Origin of the sequence: Cecembia rubra (genome assembly GCF_003014575.1) — a bacterium.
Classification (GTDB): Bacteria; Bacteroidota; Bacteroidia; order Cytophagales; family Cyclobacteriaceae; genus Cecembia_A; species Cecembia_A rubra.
This window is the reverse complement of the sequence record NZ_PYGF01000010.1, coordinates 81056-98139: the sequence shown is the minus strand read 5'-3', so window position 1 is coordinate 98139 and position 17084 is coordinate 81056. Positions and strand designations below refer to the sequence as shown.

Here is a 17084-nt window from a genome sequence, read left to right as displayed (position 1 = left end):
AGAGGATAAAATGAAGACACTTTCTCAAATTCTTGTTGAAATGAGGAAAAGGAAAGGATGGGCCGTGCGTCAGCTAGCCTTTGAAAGTGGGGTAGACCCTGCTTTGGTGTCCAAATTTGAAAAAGGGTCCAGGATGCCCACCGAAGAGAATCTAAAAGCTTTGGCATTGGCATTGGATACGCCATTTGACACCCTAAGGAAGACATGGGTAGCAGAGAAAATTTACCAAATTCTGGAGCATGAATCCGATGCTGTAGAGATACTTTCCCTGGCTGAATCCAGGGTAGAGTACTTGAGCAGCCATAAAGCACTACAGATGCAGGGTTTATCACAAGCCATTCAAAAAAAGTTGTCTGTTATTGATGCCCTAAAGCAGGATTGGAATTCCAAAAGGCCTTTGAATAGGACACAGCTCCGCAAAATGCAGGAGTTTTTCATGGTGTCCTACACCTATGAAAGCAATAGGATTGAAGGCAATACCCTTACCCTTCAGGAGACCCATTTGGTAGTCAATGAAGGGATTACTATAGGGGGGAAGTCCATGAGAGAGCATTTGGAGGCCATTAATCATGCTGAGGCTGTTTCGTACATTGAGCAGCTGGTTTCCGATAAAATGGATTTTGGTCCCAGGGTCCTGATGGAATTGCATTATCTGATCCTTAAAGGTATTGACAAAGAGAATGCAGGTAGATATAGGCAAGTTCCTGTCCGTATTTCAGGTAGTCAGCATGTGCCGCCACAGCCCTTCTTATTGGTTAAGTTGATGGAGGAATATTTCATCCATTATGATAATCAAAAAAAAATCCTTCATCCGGTCATCCTTGCGGCGGAGATGCATGAACGCTTGGTGAGTATTCATCCGTTTATTGACGGCAATGGCCGGACAAGTAGGTTGGTCATGAATCTGATCCTCTTGAAGCATGGGTTGACCATTGCTAATCTGAAAGGGGATCTGGCTTCTAGATTGGCTTACTACAAGGCATTAGAAGCTGTACAGATGGATAATAATCCGGATATTTTCTACCACTTGGTAGCTGATACGGTTATCGAATCCCTTCAGAAGCATCTGGAGATGGTGTAGGTATAACCTTGTGACGGTTTTGGAAGTTGGATTTCGGAGGATTTTGAACCATTAAGGATTTCAGGGAATTAAGGGGTCCATTAAGGATTTGGGATTGGAAAAAGGAAAATGACCTTTCATGAATCCAGTTTTAATCGCTAAGAAAAGGAGGTGGATCTAAAAAATAAACATCAGCAAGAATAACAAGGCCAGTAGGATGGCAAGCCATTGATAAAAGGGATTTGTTTTTGGGAATTGATATTGGCAGATCGGGCAGAATTCCAGAACCTTATCCACCATCATGGCACAGGAGGGGCATTCTATTGTCTTGTTTTTTTGAACCATCTGAGCGCTTTTTTGATTTAGATAACAAATAAACAAGATTACGATGAAAGTAGAAATCTGGTCGGACATTATGTGTCCTTTTTGTTATATCGGTAAGCGCAGGCTGGAAGCTGCGTTGAAAAATTTTGACCATGCCGATAAGGTACAAATCGAATGGAAAAGTTTCTTGTTGAATCCTGACATGCAGACAGATCCCAACAAAAGTACTGTGGAATACCTGGCTGAGACCAAGGGATGGAGTCTGGAACAGACCCGTCAGATCACCCTTCAGGTCTCAGAGATGGCTGAAGGAGAGGGGCTTTATTACCAAATGGATAAAACAGTTGTAGCCAATGCCAGGAATGCCCACAACATACTACAACTCGCCAAATCTTTAGGTAAAGGGGATCAAATGAAGGAAAGATTGCTTAAGGCTTATTTTACTGAAGGGGCGAATATTGATAATAGAGAAACCCTGTTTGGCTTTGCAGAGGAGGTTGGAATTGATAGGGTAAGAGCAATGGAATGTCTCAATACAGCAGAGTTTATGGACAAGGTGAACAAGGATATTGAAGAGTCACGATTGCTGGGAGTTAGGGGTGTGCCCTTTTTTGTATTTGACAGGAAGTTTGCTATTTCAGGAGCCCAGTCCCTCGAAGTTTTTGAAAAAACATTGGAAAGGGCTTGGGCGGATTATTTGAAAGAACATCCAATTCTTGATATAGCTGGTTCTGATACCGCTGCCTGTGATGTGGAGGGAAATTGTAACTAAAAACATATTTTTAATCACTGGTTCAGGTTTTTAGGCTTGAACCAGTGAATTCATAAATTGTCAATAAACTCCTCGAACTTTCATGTTCAGGGTATATACTGCTCCCATGGCGGTAATAAAGAGTGTTTTTCTGTCTGTTCCTCCCAAAACCACATTGGCAGTCCAGTTTTCCGGAACAGGAATATGGGCGATTTTTTCTCCTTTAGGATTAAAAACAGTAACACCTTTGCCGGTAAGGTAAACATTTCCCCTATTGTCAATTGTCATTCCGTCTGAACCCATTTCACAGAAAAGTTTCCTGTTTTTAAGGTATCCGTCCTCTTCCACATCGTAAACATAGGTTTTGTTGTCTCCTATGTCCGCTACATATAGTTTTTTCCCATCGGGTGTACCAATAAGACCGTTTGGTTTGACCATATTTTCATCTACCCTGAAGAACTGTAATCTATCAGGGGCCAAATAATAAAGGTGTTCACCGTTTTGCTGCATTTCAGGAGATCTGCTCCAATAAGGTCTTTTGTACAAGGGATCGGTAAAATATATTCCTCCGTTTGGAGCTATCCATAAATCATTGGGACCATTTAAAAGTTTGCCTTTATAGTTCTCAATAAGTACTTGTGCATTTCCTTTATCATCAATTGACCAAAGTTGGTTTTCCAAATCAGCACAGGAAATCAAATTGCCTCTCCGGTCAAAAAACATACCATTGGATCTTCCCGCATCTTCCAAAAATACACTTACTTCATTTCTTGTAGCAGACCATCTTAAGATTTTGTTATTAGGTTGATCTGTGAAATAAACGTCCCCATTTCTGTGAACGGCAGGGCCTTCTGTGAAAGTAAATCCATCTGCCACTTTAGTCAATTTGGCATTTTTGGCTACAATTTTCTTTTTGTCTTCAATCTGCTCTTGGGCATAGAGGGTAGAGGTGGAAATTCCCAATAAAACTAAAAGCAAGGTGATCATCATTTTCATTGTAATGGGGTGTTAGGTTCTTATTTTTGACTTGAATTTTTAACGATCATCAAATATAAGTTTTTGGCCTTTCTTTGAAATTTAATTAGGCTTCTTATTTTTGAGAAACCTAAATATAGCCCAATATGAGTACAGTCGAGCAAAGGCCTAAGACCTTTTTGGATAAATTTCTGGATTTCATTGAAAAAGCAGGGAATAAGCTTCCAGATCCAGCTATTTTGTTTTTCTTTTTGATGCTTCTGACATGGGTGTTTTCAGCCTTATTGTCGCCTATTGATTTTGGTGCAATTGATCCTCGATCTGGAAACGAATTGCGGGTACAGAATTTATTGACGGGCCCCCAATTGGCGGCATTTCTGTCCAACATGACCAATGTTTTCATCAATTTTCCTCCTTTGGGTGTAGTACTACTTGCTATGTTAGGAGTAGGCGTTGCAGAACATTCCGGTTTTATCAATGCCGGACTTAAATTTATACTGGGAATTACCCCCAAAATGCTATTAACACCGATTTTGGTTTTGGTAGCAATTGTAAGCCATACAGCTGCTGATGCTGGATATGTTTTGGTAATTCCATTAGGTGGGGTGATCTTTTATGCTGCGGGCAGGCATCCTTTAGCGGGAATTGCAGCAGCATTTGCAGGGGTATCCGGCGGATTCAGTGCGAATTTTATACCATCCAGTATTGATCCATTGATCCAGAGTTTTACCCAATCTGCAGCAAGGATAATAGATCCGGAAATATTGCTCAATCCCTTGAATAATATCTATTTTACAGGACTTTCAAGTATTGTGGTTATAGCGGTGGTTTGGTTCCTAACAGATCGGGTAATTGAGCCAAGGTTGAATGCTAATGTAATTGTTGACGAGAATCTAGAAGATATTCCAACCATGGACAAGCTGAACAGTAAAGAGAAAAAATCTTTCTGGATTGCTTTTTTGTCTATGTTTATTTTGCTGATTTTATTGGTATTATGGGCAATTCCCCAAGATTCTGCCTTGAGAGATCCTGAAGGTGGGCTTACTGGTTTTGGAGCGCCATTGATGAAGTCCATAGTTCCTTTGATTTTCGTTATTTTTTGGATTCCCGGTTTGGTATATGGATTTGCTAGTGGTACATATAAGTCCTTAAAGGACATGGTAGCTTCTATGAGTAAATCCATGGGAAGTATGGCCTATTATATAGTTATGGCCTTCTTCTGTGCCTTATTTATCAATGCATTCACATTGTCCAATATTGGTTCTCTGACAGCTTTGAAGGGAGCTAACTTCCTTCAGGCCATGGATTTACCTGCACAGGTGACTATCGTGGGAATTGTGATTTTGACAGCATTCGTTAACCTTTTGGTGGGATCTGCTTCGGCCAAATGGGCGCTAATAAGCCCAATATTTGTTCCTATGCTTATGCAGCTGGGGATATCTCCTGATCTGACCCAGGCAGCTTACAGGGTGGGTGATTCAGTATCCAATATCATTACTCCATTACTGCCCTATTTTCCCTTAATTGTGGTCTTTTGCCAAAAATATGTAAAGTCAACAGGGATTGGCACCTTGGTATCTATAATGTTGCCTTATTCTTTGATGTTATTGGTGACATGGACATTATTTTTGCTCTTGTATTGGACAATTGGCATTCCATTGGGACTTCAGGCTACTTATGAGTATTTGATGGCACCTTCAATGTAGCGTGGTGAATGGTGAGTTATTAATTTACTGATCTGTTCATGACCAGGACCAATTTCCTTAATTTAGGGGAATAGGCCATTCTGCTGATATGCTCATATCCATTCAATTCAATCTTTCCTACTGATTCCCATTCTTTGGAATTGGTTTTACGGATAAATAGTTGATTTCCACTGCCCATCAAAAGAAGGTTATTGTTGAGCCAAATGAAGTCTTCAGCCCCGGGGTAAGTATAACCAAATTGATGATAGGTCCTATTCTCAATATCAAAACCCATTATGGCATAGGATATCTGTCCGTTAATATCATTTGCCTCACGCTTGTCTATATATGTTATAATGCTGGATTTAGGTTTCCTTTTTACCGATCTTCCAACATTTTGGCTTATTGTAAAAATTTCTCCTTTGCTGTATGGATAAACCAAGGAATTTGGATTTCCCAGTATAAACATAGCCGCTTTGTTGTCGTACCAGTCGTAATATCCAACAGGTTCAATATCATCGTAAAGGAGTTCTGGTTCTCCAAAATTAGTTGGATAGAGCCAAAGGCGTTGATTGCCATTTTCTTCCACTGTGACAGTTGACACGAATAAGCCACAATCAGTAAGGGAAGGGGAAAATTCATTTCTGTAATTTGTTTTGGTCAGGTTAGTGAATTTTTTGGATTCAAAATTATAAATTATGATGTCATGGTTTCCTTTGTCGTCAGCGGCAGAAAATGCCATTTGTTTTTCATTGATAAATGCAGGTTGGTTGTCATAAGCATTCCTGTCGGTTACCTTGAATATGGTTTCAGGAAAAATTTTTAAGCCGGCAGCTGTGGCTTTTGCATCCACTGCGATCAAATCTGTGGAAACCTGGGAAAAAGTAGTAAAAGCAATATAATAAAGGTTTATGGCAAGGAATATAGTTTTTTTCTGCATGGTAATCTGTAGTATTTGGAAACCAAATTACAAAATGGAGGTTAGAAAGAGGTGAACAAAGTTAAATTATATCTCAATACAGAACTGGATACGCTTAGAATTCAGGGAGATCCTCTTGGAGACCGAACAGTTCAATACCTTTTCAGTAATCCGGGATGGATAGAAAAAATCAATTCCTGGTCTGAAATTCCAAGTCCAGTGGAAATTGACCAATTGCCCACTGGCATTTCTGATTATTTAAGGACATTTCAAGTTTTGCCAGAATGGAGAGATGTAAAAAAGATAAAAACAGCTCAGGATTTTTTTGATAAGGAAGGCAATATTTACCTATCCATGTTGGGCTTTTATTCGCTTCCTTATTGTTATGCATTTGCCGACGGTGCACAGGTCTTGGTGAGGTCGAGGAGGATTACAGAGGAAATTGGAATGCGGCTTACAGAAACAGCCCTTTTCCTATTGGATAGTTTTAGACCGGGGACTTTTTTAGAAAATGACAAAGCCATGCTTACATTGTCCAAAGTCAGGTTAATCCACGCATTCAGCAGGTTTTTTATTCAAAAGTATAGCAAGGATTGGAATCCTGATTGGGGCCTTCCCATCAATCAGGAGGATATGTTGGGCACCAATCTTGCCTTCAGCTTGCTTGTCCTGAGGGGTATGGAAAAGCTTGGGAAGTTTCCGGGAAAAGAGGTTTCAGAGTCAGTTCTGCATTATTGGAAAGTGTTAGGGTTCTTTTTGGGAATAGATATTTCCTATTGGCCGGAGACTGGTAAGGAATCTTTTGAATTGGAAAAAGCAATCAGAAAACGGCACTTGAAATCATCTGAAGCGGGTCATATCTTGATTCAGGCTTTGCTAAAGTATTATAGGGATACCATCAATGATCCAGCCTTAGCGGCAAGGGCTGCATCTTTGGTTGCCTATTTTGTGGGAAAAGATGTAGCGGAAGTATTGGGAATCAAGACATCTATAGCATTGCCCAAGGAAGTTTATGGGGTTTTGTTGGATTTGAGTTTTTTTATGCAGTACGGATCAGGAAGTACCTATGAACGGACACGGAGGAGTTTTTTAGATCAATGCAAAATGCAGTTTGGACGATTGCCAGAACTGAAAATCCCTTCCCTGAACCGTTCATAATCGTACAGTATTTTGTCCGATCTTATGGCGTATTATATTTAAAAACCCCTTGAAATGGTCAAAAACACCTTTTTTTTGTTGTGGCATTCTTTTAGTAATTTAAAGAATTAATGAAAAGAATCACTGCAATAAAGCAAATGCTTCCTTTGGAATTGATCTTTTGGCTAGGATCTCTGATTGGGATTTTACTGATTGATCCATATGGAGCGGACCATTTCAGTCTTTGTCCATTGGATAATTTTGGATTGGATTGGTGTCCGGGTTGCGGTCTGGGCAGGTCTATGAGCCTTTTGATCAAAGGTGACCTTAAGGCCTCCTGGTCTATGCATCCCTTGGCCATGTTTGCTTTTGCTGTGATTATTTACAGGATCATTCAACTTATTAGAAACATCAAAATCAGAAAACACTATGGCTAATGTATTGAGACATCTTCCGGAATTGGAAGGTATGGAATTAGGTTACATTCAAGGAATCCTTAAAAACATGGATGACGAGCAGGCAAGTCTATTTGCTCAGGTTTATAGGGCCAGAAGAAAAGACAATCAGATGATATTGATTCTTTGTCTGTTGGGTTTCTTCGGATTTGCAGGTTTGCACAGATTTATCCTAGGTCAGGTTGGGCTTGGTATTTTGTATATCTTGACTTTGGGACTTTGTTTTATCGGTACCATAGTGGACTTGGTAAATTATAAGAGTCTGGCCTATGAATACAATATCAAAGTTGCTCACGAGACTTTGTCAATGATGTCAAGTAATGGTTTAACTTCTGCTGCTGGTTCTGGAAATGAATAAATTATTGTATTTTATGATACCATTCCTTGGAATAGGTCTTTTACTAGGAGCTTGTTATGTTCCTGAAAAGACTTATACCAAGGATTATGAAGAGACTTTCTCTGATATAAAAGAAATTGAGGTGGAAGGGAGATTTCTGGAAGTTTCTTATGAAGGCAGGGAAGGTGATTCGGAGGTTTTTATGAACGCTTTTGTGGAGGCACCTGAAAGTAGCGGTGTAGATATTAAGTTCAGAAAGTCCGGTTCCAAACTCAAGATTGAGGTGGTAGGAGATGCTACTTTCTCTGGTTGGAATTTTGGAAGCAGATTCAATGGATTTATCAGCCTTACCGGACCAGATGATATCAAACTTAATTTCACTAATACATCTGGAACTATTGATGTAATGCATGTAAAATATGAAAAGATGGAGTTGAAGGTGAATTCAGGAAGCATCAGGCTATCTGATGTTGAGGTGGGCGATATGCATTTAAGTGCAAGTTCTGGAAGTATCAGGGGTGAAGGCTTGTATGGGGACATCCAGGCCAATGTCAACTCCGGAAAGATCCAACTTTCCGAATTGTTTGGTAATGTAAACGCCAAAGGGAGTTCTGGAAATCTGCATTTTGAAAATGTCGATGGAAAAGTTGAAGCGAATGTAAATTCAGGATCTATTAAGCTTAGCAATGTAAAAGAACTTGGAGGTCTTAAAGTGACATCCGGAAGCATAAAGGCAGATAATTCAGGCCTGGGTCCCGACACAAGGCTACATGCCAATTCAGGAAGCGTTCAAATACATACTTTTTCCAACTTGGAAGATTTTAATTTTGATTTGAGCGCATCTAGTGGTTCGGTCAAAGTTGGCGATAAGGAATCTGGTAAAAAAGTGAAGATTGATAATGGAGTACCCGATACAATCAAAGGAAGTGTTAGCAGTGGAAGTATCCGGATCAATAATTGAGTTAAATTTATAAAGGTTAATTTATTCAATACATCCAGCGTTCAACAACGCTGGATTTTTTTGTTCTTTTTTCCTTTGGATAATTTTGTTGAATCCTTTCGGACATATCGGTTTAAAGTTGGTGGGGACATTCAATAGGGCTTAGCATGGCTATGGGAAAACAAAAGGATTTCAATTCCTGGGTATAAAGGAATGGGAATGCAAAGCAGAAAAACGAAAAAAATTTAATTTTTTTTAAAAAATTTTTAAAGGACGATTTTAGGGTCAAATGCATATTTTTTTTGGTGACCTACAATAAAGGGTTTACATATCTTAGGTTAAAAAAATAACTGTCTAATCGTCTGTTTTTGATTGGTTTTCAGGTGTTTGGAATTTAATTTTTTTGTCTCAACTTAGCAAAAAATTCAATGTTTTAAACCAGAAAGAGACATTCAATTTTAATGTTGTTTAATTTTTAACCATGTTTAATCAACCGAATTAATTATGAAAAGTAAGACTAAATTGATCTTAGCCAATGTGTTTGCACTTGTGGCTGTGTTAACTGTTTTAACTGTTTCCAATTTGCTTGGAATTCAGGTAAATGGCACCGGTTCTTTGATGCCTAAAATTCTTTTGTTGGTATTACCACAGCTTGGCTTTATCTATTTTTATTTGAGATCCTCAGTTGAGGAGAACAAAAAGGCAATTGCCTAAGGGAATAAGATTAAGTTTCTAAGTACGATTGAGTGAAAAGAGTTTTTTAAGGAAATGTGATTGGGGAAATTTATTTTTTATTGAGGTAAATTGAATTTAAGTCTGGAAATGTCCGGAAGTTTTTGGCTTTCGGACATTTTTGCTATGGGCTAATCAGAAAGCAAAAAAGCTGTTTCATCCTTTAAAAGGTGAAACAGCTTGTTCTTATTGGGATTGGGTGATGATCTAGTTCTCGGTGCTTATGAAATTCTTGAAGAAATATCCAAAAGTAGGCCGTTGGGATCTTCGATGAGCATTCGTCTTTGACCATAGAATTCTCCTTCCGGTTTGAGAACTATTGTTGCATTCATGGTCAATGCCCTTTCATAGACTTCATTGAGGTCATTGACTACAAAAGCCAAGTTGATCCCTGGGGTTGACTGAACATAATTGCTTGGAATTATGTCTGTGTTTTTTGGGAAAAGTCCAATTTCCAAAAAACCATCTTGGGATTTGAGATTGATGTACCAACTACTTTCAAATTCAGCTTTAAAGTCCAGTAATTTTTCATAAAATACTTTGCTTTGATGGAGATTGTTGGAAAACAGATTGGCAATCATTCTTGTGGTGAGAACCTTACTCGGTCTAGTTTTTACTGCGGGCATATCATACGGGGTTAAATAATTTAGTTTGTATTTAACGAAGCAAAGTTATTTATTTATTGTGTTAATAATTAAAAAATATTTTGAAATTTTTATATAATATAATTAAATTCAATTCATTGTTTTTGAAGTGCAATTAATGCTAAATGAAAATATATATTGTTTCAAAGCCAACCAGCTTTAACTCTTGAATAGATATTCAAATGTTCGGATTTGGTAGATTAGCCTTAGAAATAGGATACCAAAAGACAGTAACAGATTTTTCGGGTGTGGTTCCAGTAAATGGTCAAATGGATAATTTTTCCAGTTATTAAATGTTTCAATTAAGAGCTCTAATTTTTGGACATATTGCAAGTTTCAGTTGAAAAAGGTATTTTTAGATAAGTTACTGATATTGTATGAATTACCAAAAGTCTAAAACCTGTCTGACCTTATTGTTTATATTGTTATTATTATTTTCCTGCAAATATTCGGATGAAGATGAAAGAAAATCTCTTGGAATTGACGAGTCAATTTATGCAGAGCATGTCCGAAGCGCTGAATTTCAAAGTCCGGAAGAGGAGATGCGGGATTTTATTTTACCTCCTGGTTTTGAAGTTACCTTATTTGCCTCAGAACCGGACATAGGGAAGCCCATCAATATGGCATTTGATGAAAAAGGAAGACTTTGGGTCAGCCAGTCTTTTGAATACCCTTTTGCTGCCGAACCAGGAAAGGGGAAGGACAGGATTTCGGTTCTTGAGGATACCAATGGGGACGGAAAGGCGGATAAGATCACCCATTTTGCCGATGACCTGAATATACCCATTGGATTGGTGCCGGTCAAGGGTGGGGCAATTGCCTACAGCATTCCTAATGTATACCGATTTTGGGATGATGATGGGGATGATGTGGCAGACAGAAGGGAAGTGCTTTTGGGCCCCTTCGAGCACAAAGATACCCATGGGATGGTCAATAACCTTTTCCGGGGCTTTGATGGATGGATCCATGCTTCCCATGGATTTTCCAATATCTCCAGGGTTTCAGGAAAAGACAGGGATAGTATTTTGATGGTTTCAGGGAATACCTTCAGGTTTAGGGAAGATGGCAGCAGGGCTGAGAAGACTAGTGATGGCAGGATCAATCCCTTTGGTTCGGACTATGATGAAATGGGATACCATTATTCTGCAGATTGTCATACGCTGCCTATATACCAATTGATTTGGGGAGGCAATTATTCCCAATGGGGAAAACAAACACCCAATATGGGTTTTGCGCCGGAAATGATGGATTATGGACTCAACTCTACCGCCTTATCGGGCCTGGTATATTATACCGATAATCAATTTCCGGAAGCATACCGCAACAGCTTCTATTCGGGTGATGTGGTGACCTGTAGGATCAGCCGCAATACCATGGAATTTCAGGGCAGTACGCCCAAAGCAAGCAGACAGGAAGATTTTCTAATCAGCAAAGATCCTTGGTTTAGGCCAGTGGATATCAAGATCGGGCCAGATGGGGCCATGTATGTCGCTGATTTTTACAACCGGATCATTGGTCATTATGAAGTGGCTTTGGACCATCCGGGCCGGGACAGGGTCAGTGGACGCATCTGGAAAATCACCTATAAAGGAAATCAAAGGCCGGTGCAGGACTGGTCAAAGTCCAATCTGGAATCTTTGATACAGGGAATGGGACATTCCATTTTACAGATCAGGATGACAGCAACGGATGTTTTGGTGGAAAAATTTGGAGAAAAGGCGATCCCCGAATTGTTGAAACTGATCCAAACTGAATCGATCAGTGCAGACCAAATGGTTCAGGTGCACTGGGCGCTTTTTAGATTGGGAAGCCTTTCCGAAAAACACTTGCTACATGCCATGGGCCATAACAACAGAAATGTGCGCCTGCATGCTTACCGCATATTGGCGGAATACCCGGATCTTAGTCCAGCCTTGAAAAATCAGGCCTTAAAAGATATAACAGATCAGGATCCCCATGTACAAAGGGCCAGTGCAGAGATGTTCAGCCGACGTCCGGGAATGGATACTTATGAAGCTTTGGTCAAAGTCCATTCGGCTATTCCTTCCTATGATACCCACCTGGATTACACGGTAAGGATGGCCCTTTATCATCATTTACGACTTCCTGCCATTCTCAATAAAGCGGTCAACCAAACCTGGAATGAACAGGAGTCCAAATTGCTGGCTTTGGTTGTTTCAGATATTCCAAGTCAGGCTTCTGCGGATTTTTTACTGGCCCATGTGCAGCAATATCCAGAGTCAGATGCAAGAAAAACCGCTTTTGCCAAGTCCATGGCAAAAGGTTTGAAGGGCGCCAAGCGAGGAGAATTGCTGGCTTGGGCAAAAAGCCTTGAAGCAACCAAGCCCATGGTAGCCTATAAATATTCCCAAGCCATGGCCCAAGGATTTTTGGAGGCCGGAGAGCAAGCGCCTGCAGCCTATCAAGACTGGCAGCAAAGCCTTGCCACTGCTATTCTATCTAATGCTACAGTCCGGTCGGGACAAGATGAGGAAGAAAAGGCTGCTTTGGTTTTTGCCATGCAAACTGCCGGGATATATAAGATGATAGGGCAGAAGGAGCGCTTATTGGCTTATCTGGATCATGCCCAGGTGCAGGAAGATGTCAGGGCAGAAGCCGGCAAATCTTTGATGCTGTTGGCTCCCCAAACTTTTTCGGATCATTTGGGGGAAATAATGACAGACAATCATGTCGCTGTAAGCCTAAAAAGGAAATTGGCCCCGGCACTGGGTATATGGGATGATGACAGGGCCAGATTGGCCTTGGCAAGGGGATTGAAAAATGCTCCTCCGGAACTGCAGGAGAGCATTGCCGCTACCCTGTCCAAAAACTCCAGAGGCAAGACCGTTCTCTTGGAGCAAATCCAATCCGGAAATGCCTCCGCCAGGATATTGACCGCTGGTTCGGTTCAGGAAAGTTTTTTATCCGGAATTTCTCCTGCTCAAAAACAGCAGTTCCAGCGGTTAACTGAAAATTTGGTACCTGTATCCGAGGAGCGGCAGCAACTGATAGATAAGAGGTTGGCGTCTTTTGAACCCAACAATGAAATGCTTATCTCCGGCGGAAAAGTGTATGAGCAGCACTGTGGGCTTTGTCATCAGATGGACAATAAAGGAGGCTTGATCGGACCTCAATTGGATGGGGTGGGGAATTGGGGAAAGGTGGCCTTGGCTACCAAAATTCTCGATCCCAACAGAAACATCACGGAAAACTTTAGAACCTATAACATTGCTATGAAAAATGGGCAGTCAAATTCCGGCCTTTTCAGAAGAGACCAAGGCCAAACTATCGTATTTGCCAATCAAGTAGGAGAGGAGTTTGCCATTTCCAAAGCGGAGATGAAGGAAATGGCGCCATCCAAATTTACCCTGATGCCGGATAATTTTCACGCTGTCCTTTCAGAAGAGGAGTTTAAAGCCTTGTTGAGTTATTTATTGTCCAAAAAGTAATTCCCAAATCATTGATAGTCCTAAACTAAATGAAGATGAATGACCATACGCCCAGCCAAAATAAATGCACCATCAGTTTCTTTACCTCTTTGAACAAGCATTTTTTAAGGCTTGCTTTTTTTTCCTTATTGATATTCCCGCTTCAGTCAAATGCTCAGGAAAGTGCACAAGCGGTAAATGGAGAAAGGATTACCTTCAAAAAACATGTACTGACTGATGAGTTTCTGGCGGAAGGAGTGGCCATAGGAGATGTCAACAATGATGGGCTGATGGATGTGATGGCCGGGGCTTATTGGTTTGAAGCGCCCGATTGGACCAGGCATGAAATGACCAAGCCAGTTAAATACGAATATGACAAAGGGTACAGCAATGCTTTTGTCTGTCAAGCCATGGATGTCAATCGGGATGGATGGATCGATTTTGTACGCATCGGTTTCCCGGGCAGGGAAGTCATGTGGTATGAAAATCCCAAAAATCAGGGAGGTTTTTGGAAAGCCCATGCGATTTTCCCCACCTTGGGCAATGAGTCTGCAGGCTTTTATGACATAGATGGGGATGGCTTTTTGGAGATTGTCGGAAGCAATGCCGCCACAGGGGAAATGATTTGGTTAAAGGCACCTTCAAGCCCTGAGGAGAAGGCATGGACTGTTTTTCCCATCAGTAGAAATGAAAGCCCTGGGACAGCCCCTTTTTCCCATGGTCTGGGGGTAGGGGATATGAACGGGAACGGTAGGATGGATGTGATTATCAGAGAAGGTTGGTGGGAGGCGCCGGAGGATCCGACCCAAAGTCCTTGGACCTTTCATGCTGCTGATTTGGGAGAAGCCAGTGCCCAGATGTTTGCCTTTGATTTCAATGGAGACGGTTTGGTAGATGTGCTGTCCTCTTCTGCCCACGATCAGGGCATTTGGTGGCATGAGCAAATTAAGGGGGCTGATGGTCGTGTTTCCTGGAAAACCCATGTGATTGACAGCAGTTATACCCAGACCCATGCCTTGTCTTTGGTGGATATCAATTCCAATGGATTGCCTGATTTTGTGACGGGAAAGCGGTTTTTTGCCCATTTAGGGACTGACCCGGGGGAGTTTGATCCGCCTTATTTGTATTGGTATGAGTATGTTCCCGGTCCTGAACCCCGTTGGATTGGCCATCGGATTGATGATGATTCCGGGGTAGGGGTGCATGTGGTTACAGAGGACATTACCGGCGATGGACTTGTGGATATTATTGTAGGTAACAAGAAAGGTGTTTTTGTCTTTGAACAGCGTAGAGACTGAGGGACGGAGAGACAAAGAGACGAAGGGACTTAGTGAGAGGCCAGGATGCAGGAGGACGTTGCGTTAAGAAATGATCCCTTTGGGTCATTTTAGCAACGGGCCAGGTTGTGGGGCTGGAAATGTAGAATGATGAATTAGAAATGAAGAATGGGAGCTTGCAAGGTTGAACTTTTCATCATTAAGATTGGCGCCCTTTGTGAAAAACTTTGTGTCCATGGCGTTTTTATTGTGAAAAGCTTGGCTTTTTTAACCATCCATGGCACAGGTTTACAGGAATTATGCTGTTCCGTAACTTTGGTTATTGGATTTCACCTTCTGGTGAGGAAAAGTTTTTTAAGAAAAAAAAACAGCATTATTTTTTTTCAGCCATTATCACTTCTTCCAGATCGCTTTCTTCAATTACTTTCCCGAGGTTTACCCCACCTCTGAACAGCAGCAATCCCCCCGCTATCCCGAGTGGATAATTTTTTCCCTGCATACCGTGCACCAGAAGATATGCACCGGAAAACAGCATTACTACGGGTTCAATGCTTTTGAATCCCTTTTTTACGTTATGGAAGATAGATTTTTTTAGGCGTATCATGTTTGTTTGGTTTTATGTATTTTGAATAAAAACTGGATGCGATCAATGGATTACCAATCTTGTATCTGCCTTTAAGCTAATTTACGTAAAAAATCACATGATAGCTGATGAAAAGGTAAATGTTGACTTTATTTTTAAAAGGGTGGGGGAATTTATATCTTGTTTTATTATTTTATTCAAACTGATGGCTATATGAAAAAGACATTGCTATTGCTCATTTTTCTCATTCAGACTCCTTTTCTTCTCCAAGCGCAAAAGGAGGTCAGCATCTTTCCCAAAACCTATTGGAGCTCCGGGGGGGAATGGATATTTTCAGGTGGGACTGTGCAGGATTACAACAATGTGTTGCGATGGGCCCCTGTGTTCAACTTTCAAAACTTCCTGAATTTTGATCAAAGCCCCAATTTCGGTTGGTTTACCGGTGCTAACCTGAGAAACGTGGGATTTATATTTGATGAATCTCCATCGGTGAGAAAGAAGGTAAGGACTTATAATGTAGGCGTGCCTTTGGGTATAAAGTTTGGGAATCTCAACAGTCAGTTTTTCTTTGCCGGCTATGAACTTGAGTGGGCAGTGAATTACAGGGAAAGGACCTTTGTGGATGAGCGCAGGGTGGAGCGCTTCAATGTCTGGTTCAGTGACCGGGTCAACCGGTGGCAGAGCTCTTTCTTTGCCGGGATGAATCTGCCGGGCGGCACCAATATCAAAATCAAATATTATCCTACAGAATTTTTCAACCGCTCTTTTATGGCCACCTACAGGGATACTGGAGCGATGATCAGGCCTTATGAAAATTTCAGGGCCAATGTGTTTTATGTGTCTTTGAGTTTTGATTTGTTTAAGGAGGGGAAGATTGCGGTTGGGGATAATTGAGTGAGGTGAATTGTTTAAAGGGTTAAAGCATAAGGGTTTACAGATTAATAGTCATGTTGTTGAAAATGGGCTGTTCGGAATTTTCAATTTCGTGAAGCGATTGGGTGGATTTCCAATCCGCAGATGTTGATCTTAGCCACAGATAAGCACTGATTAACACGGATTAAAGGGTATTGAGTATTTCTTTTTTAGAGGAGCGCTTCTTCTTTTTTGTTTATTACCTGCTTGATCGAGAAAATCCCAGAGGGATTCAATCCCTTTAAGGGTATTTGCCCCGGATGAAATCCGGTGGTCAGGTGTAATTATAGCCATGGGTAATCCCAACCCAGAAAGGGTTGAATTCAAAACCGAAGATTAGTAAAAAAGCAATGGAACCTATTCTGTGAATTGATATAATAAATCTGCTTCCAATTCTTAGGTAAACTTTGTTTTTGGAATTAACCACAGATTTACGCAGATGAACACACCTGCCAGACGCTGGGATAGAAAGCTGCGCTTTTAGGAAATTGCAGTCTGGAGACTGCAGTTCTATGGTCCAAGTCTGAAGACTTGAACCATTTGGGAGCAATGGAACCTATTCTGTGAATTGATATAAAAAACCTGCTTCCAATTCTTAGGTAAACTTTGTTTTTGGAATTAACCACAGATTTACGCAGATGAACACACCTGTCAGACGCTGGGATAGAAAGCTGCGCTTTTAGGAAATTGCAGTCTGAAGACTGCAGTTCTATGGTCCAAGTCTGAAGACTTGAACCATTTGGGAGCAATGGAACCTATTCTGTGAATTGATATAATAAATCTGCTTCCAATTCTTAGGTAAACTTTGTTTTTGGAATTAACCACAGTTTTACGCAGATGAACACACCTGCCAGACGCTGGGATAGAAAGCTGCGCTTTTAGGAAATTGCAGTCTGAAGACTGCAGTGCTATGGTCCAAGTCTGA

At 40.9% G+C, this 17084-nt stretch carries 16 protein-coding genes; 11 read left to right on the top strand and 5 right to left on the bottom strand.

Annotated elements, in window-relative coordinates; genetic code table 11:
- Positions 1-40: 40 nt before the first annotated feature.
- Both CLV48_RS16060 and CLV48_RS16055 read left to right on the top strand, forming a co-directional pair.
- On the top strand, positions 41-1081 hold the full coding sequence (locus tag CLV48_RS16060) for a Fic family protein (protein WP_245889582.1): 1041 nt from the start codon (positions 41-43) through the stop codon (positions 1079-1081).
- Between the two features lie 367 nt (positions 1082-1448).
- Positions 1449-2156, top strand: a complete 708-nt coding sequence (locus CLV48_RS16055; RefSeq protein ID WP_106568313.1) for a DsbA family oxidoreductase — start codon at positions 1449-1451, stop codon at positions 2154-2156.
- Positions 2157-2216: 60 nt separating this feature from the next.
- Here the strand turns inward: CLV48_RS16055 and CLV48_RS16050 are convergent, their stop codons facing one another.
- A complete protein-coding gene (locus CLV48_RS16050; protein ID WP_106568312.1) occupies positions 2217-3131 on the bottom strand; it encodes an SMP-30/gluconolactonase/LRE family protein in 915 nt (304 codons plus the stop codon).
- A 125-nt stretch (positions 3132-3256) separates the two neighbouring features.
- Between CLV48_RS16050 and CLV48_RS16045 the strand changes: the two genes are divergently transcribed.
- Positions 3257-4816 carry an AbgT family transporter gene (locus tag CLV48_RS16045; RefSeq protein ID WP_106568311.1) on the top strand — a complete coding sequence of 520 codons (1560 nt, stop codon included), beginning with the start codon at positions 3257-3259 and terminating at the stop codon, positions 4814-4816.
- Between the two features lie 19 nt (positions 4817-4835).
- On the opposite strand, the gene CLV48_RS16040 is transcribed toward CLV48_RS16045, so the two are convergent.
- Complete coding sequence (locus CLV48_RS16040) at positions 4836-5735, bottom strand: TolB-like translocation protein (protein ID WP_106568310.1); 900 nt, start codon at positions 5733-5735, stop codon at positions 4836-4838.
- Between the two features lie 51 nt (positions 5736-5786).
- Between CLV48_RS16040 and CLV48_RS16035 the strand changes: the two genes are divergently transcribed.
- The 5 genes from CLV48_RS16035 to CLV48_RS16015 all read left to right on the top strand — a co-directional run bounded on the left by CLV48_RS16035 (position 5787) and on the right by CLV48_RS16015 (position 9297).
- Positions 5787-6872: an oxygenase MpaB family protein gene (locus CLV48_RS16035; protein ID WP_106568309.1), complete on the top strand. Its 1086-nt coding sequence runs from the start codon at positions 5787-5789 to the stop codon at positions 6870-6872.
- Positions 6873-6982: 110 nt separating this feature from the next.
- A complete protein-coding gene (locus CLV48_RS16030) occupies positions 6983-7288 on the top strand; it encodes a DUF2752 domain-containing protein (protein WP_106568308.1) in 306 nt (101 codons plus the stop codon).
- Entirely contained in the window at positions 7281-7664 is a 384-nt protein-coding gene (locus CLV48_RS16025; RefSeq protein WP_106568307.1) for a TM2 domain-containing protein, read from the top strand. Before CLV48_RS16030 ends, CLV48_RS16025 begins: the two co-directional genes overlap by 8 nt.
- 13 nt (positions 7665-7677) lie before the next feature.
- Positions 7678-8604 carry a DUF4097 family beta strand repeat-containing protein gene (locus CLV48_RS16020; protein WP_106568358.1) on the top strand — a complete coding sequence of 309 codons (927 nt, stop codon included), beginning with the start codon at positions 7678-7680 and terminating at the stop codon, positions 8602-8604.
- Between the two features lie 483 nt (positions 8605-9087).
- Positions 9088-9297: a hypothetical protein gene (locus CLV48_RS16015; protein WP_106568306.1), complete on the top strand. Its 210-nt coding sequence runs from the start codon at positions 9088-9090 to the stop codon at positions 9295-9297.
- Between the two features lie 239 nt (positions 9298-9536).
- Here the strand turns inward: CLV48_RS16015 and CLV48_RS16010 are convergent, their stop codons facing one another.
- Positions 9537-9941, bottom strand: coding sequence for a VOC family protein (locus CLV48_RS16010; protein ID WP_106568305.1), 405 nt, complete (start codon positions 9939-9941; stop codon positions 9537-9539).
- Positions 9942-10336: 395 nt separating this feature from the next.
- Between CLV48_RS16010 and CLV48_RS16005 the strand changes: the two genes are divergently transcribed.
- Positions 10337-13408 (top strand): PVC-type heme-binding CxxCH protein, encoded by a 3072-nt coding sequence (locus CLV48_RS16005; protein ID WP_106568304.1) that lies wholly within the window; start codon positions 10337-10339, stop codon positions 13406-13408.
- Positions 13409-13443: 35 nt separating this feature from the next.
- A complete protein-coding gene (locus tag CLV48_RS16000) occupies positions 13444-14685 on the top strand; it encodes an FG-GAP repeat domain-containing protein (RefSeq protein ID WP_106568303.1) in 1242 nt (413 codons plus the stop codon).
- A gap of 352 nt (positions 14686-15037) precedes the next feature.
- Here the strand turns inward: CLV48_RS16000 and CLV48_RS15995 are convergent, their stop codons facing one another.
- Complete coding sequence (locus CLV48_RS15995; RefSeq protein ID WP_010608543.1) at positions 15038-15268, bottom strand: hypothetical protein; 231 nt, start codon at positions 15266-15268, stop codon at positions 15038-15040.
- 192 nt (positions 15269-15460) lie between these two features.
- Between CLV48_RS15995 and CLV48_RS15990 the strand changes: the two genes are divergently transcribed.
- Positions 15461-16141 (top strand): hypothetical protein, encoded by a 681-nt coding sequence (locus CLV48_RS15990; RefSeq protein WP_010608544.1) that lies wholly within the window; start codon positions 15461-15463, stop codon positions 16139-16141.
- Positions 16142-16810: 669 nt separating this feature from the next.
- Here CLV48_RS15990 and CLV48_RS20675 read toward each other — a convergent pair.
- The coding region (locus CLV48_RS20675) for a hypothetical protein (protein ID WP_211299960.1) at positions 16811-17084 on the bottom strand (274 nt) is incomplete at its 5' end.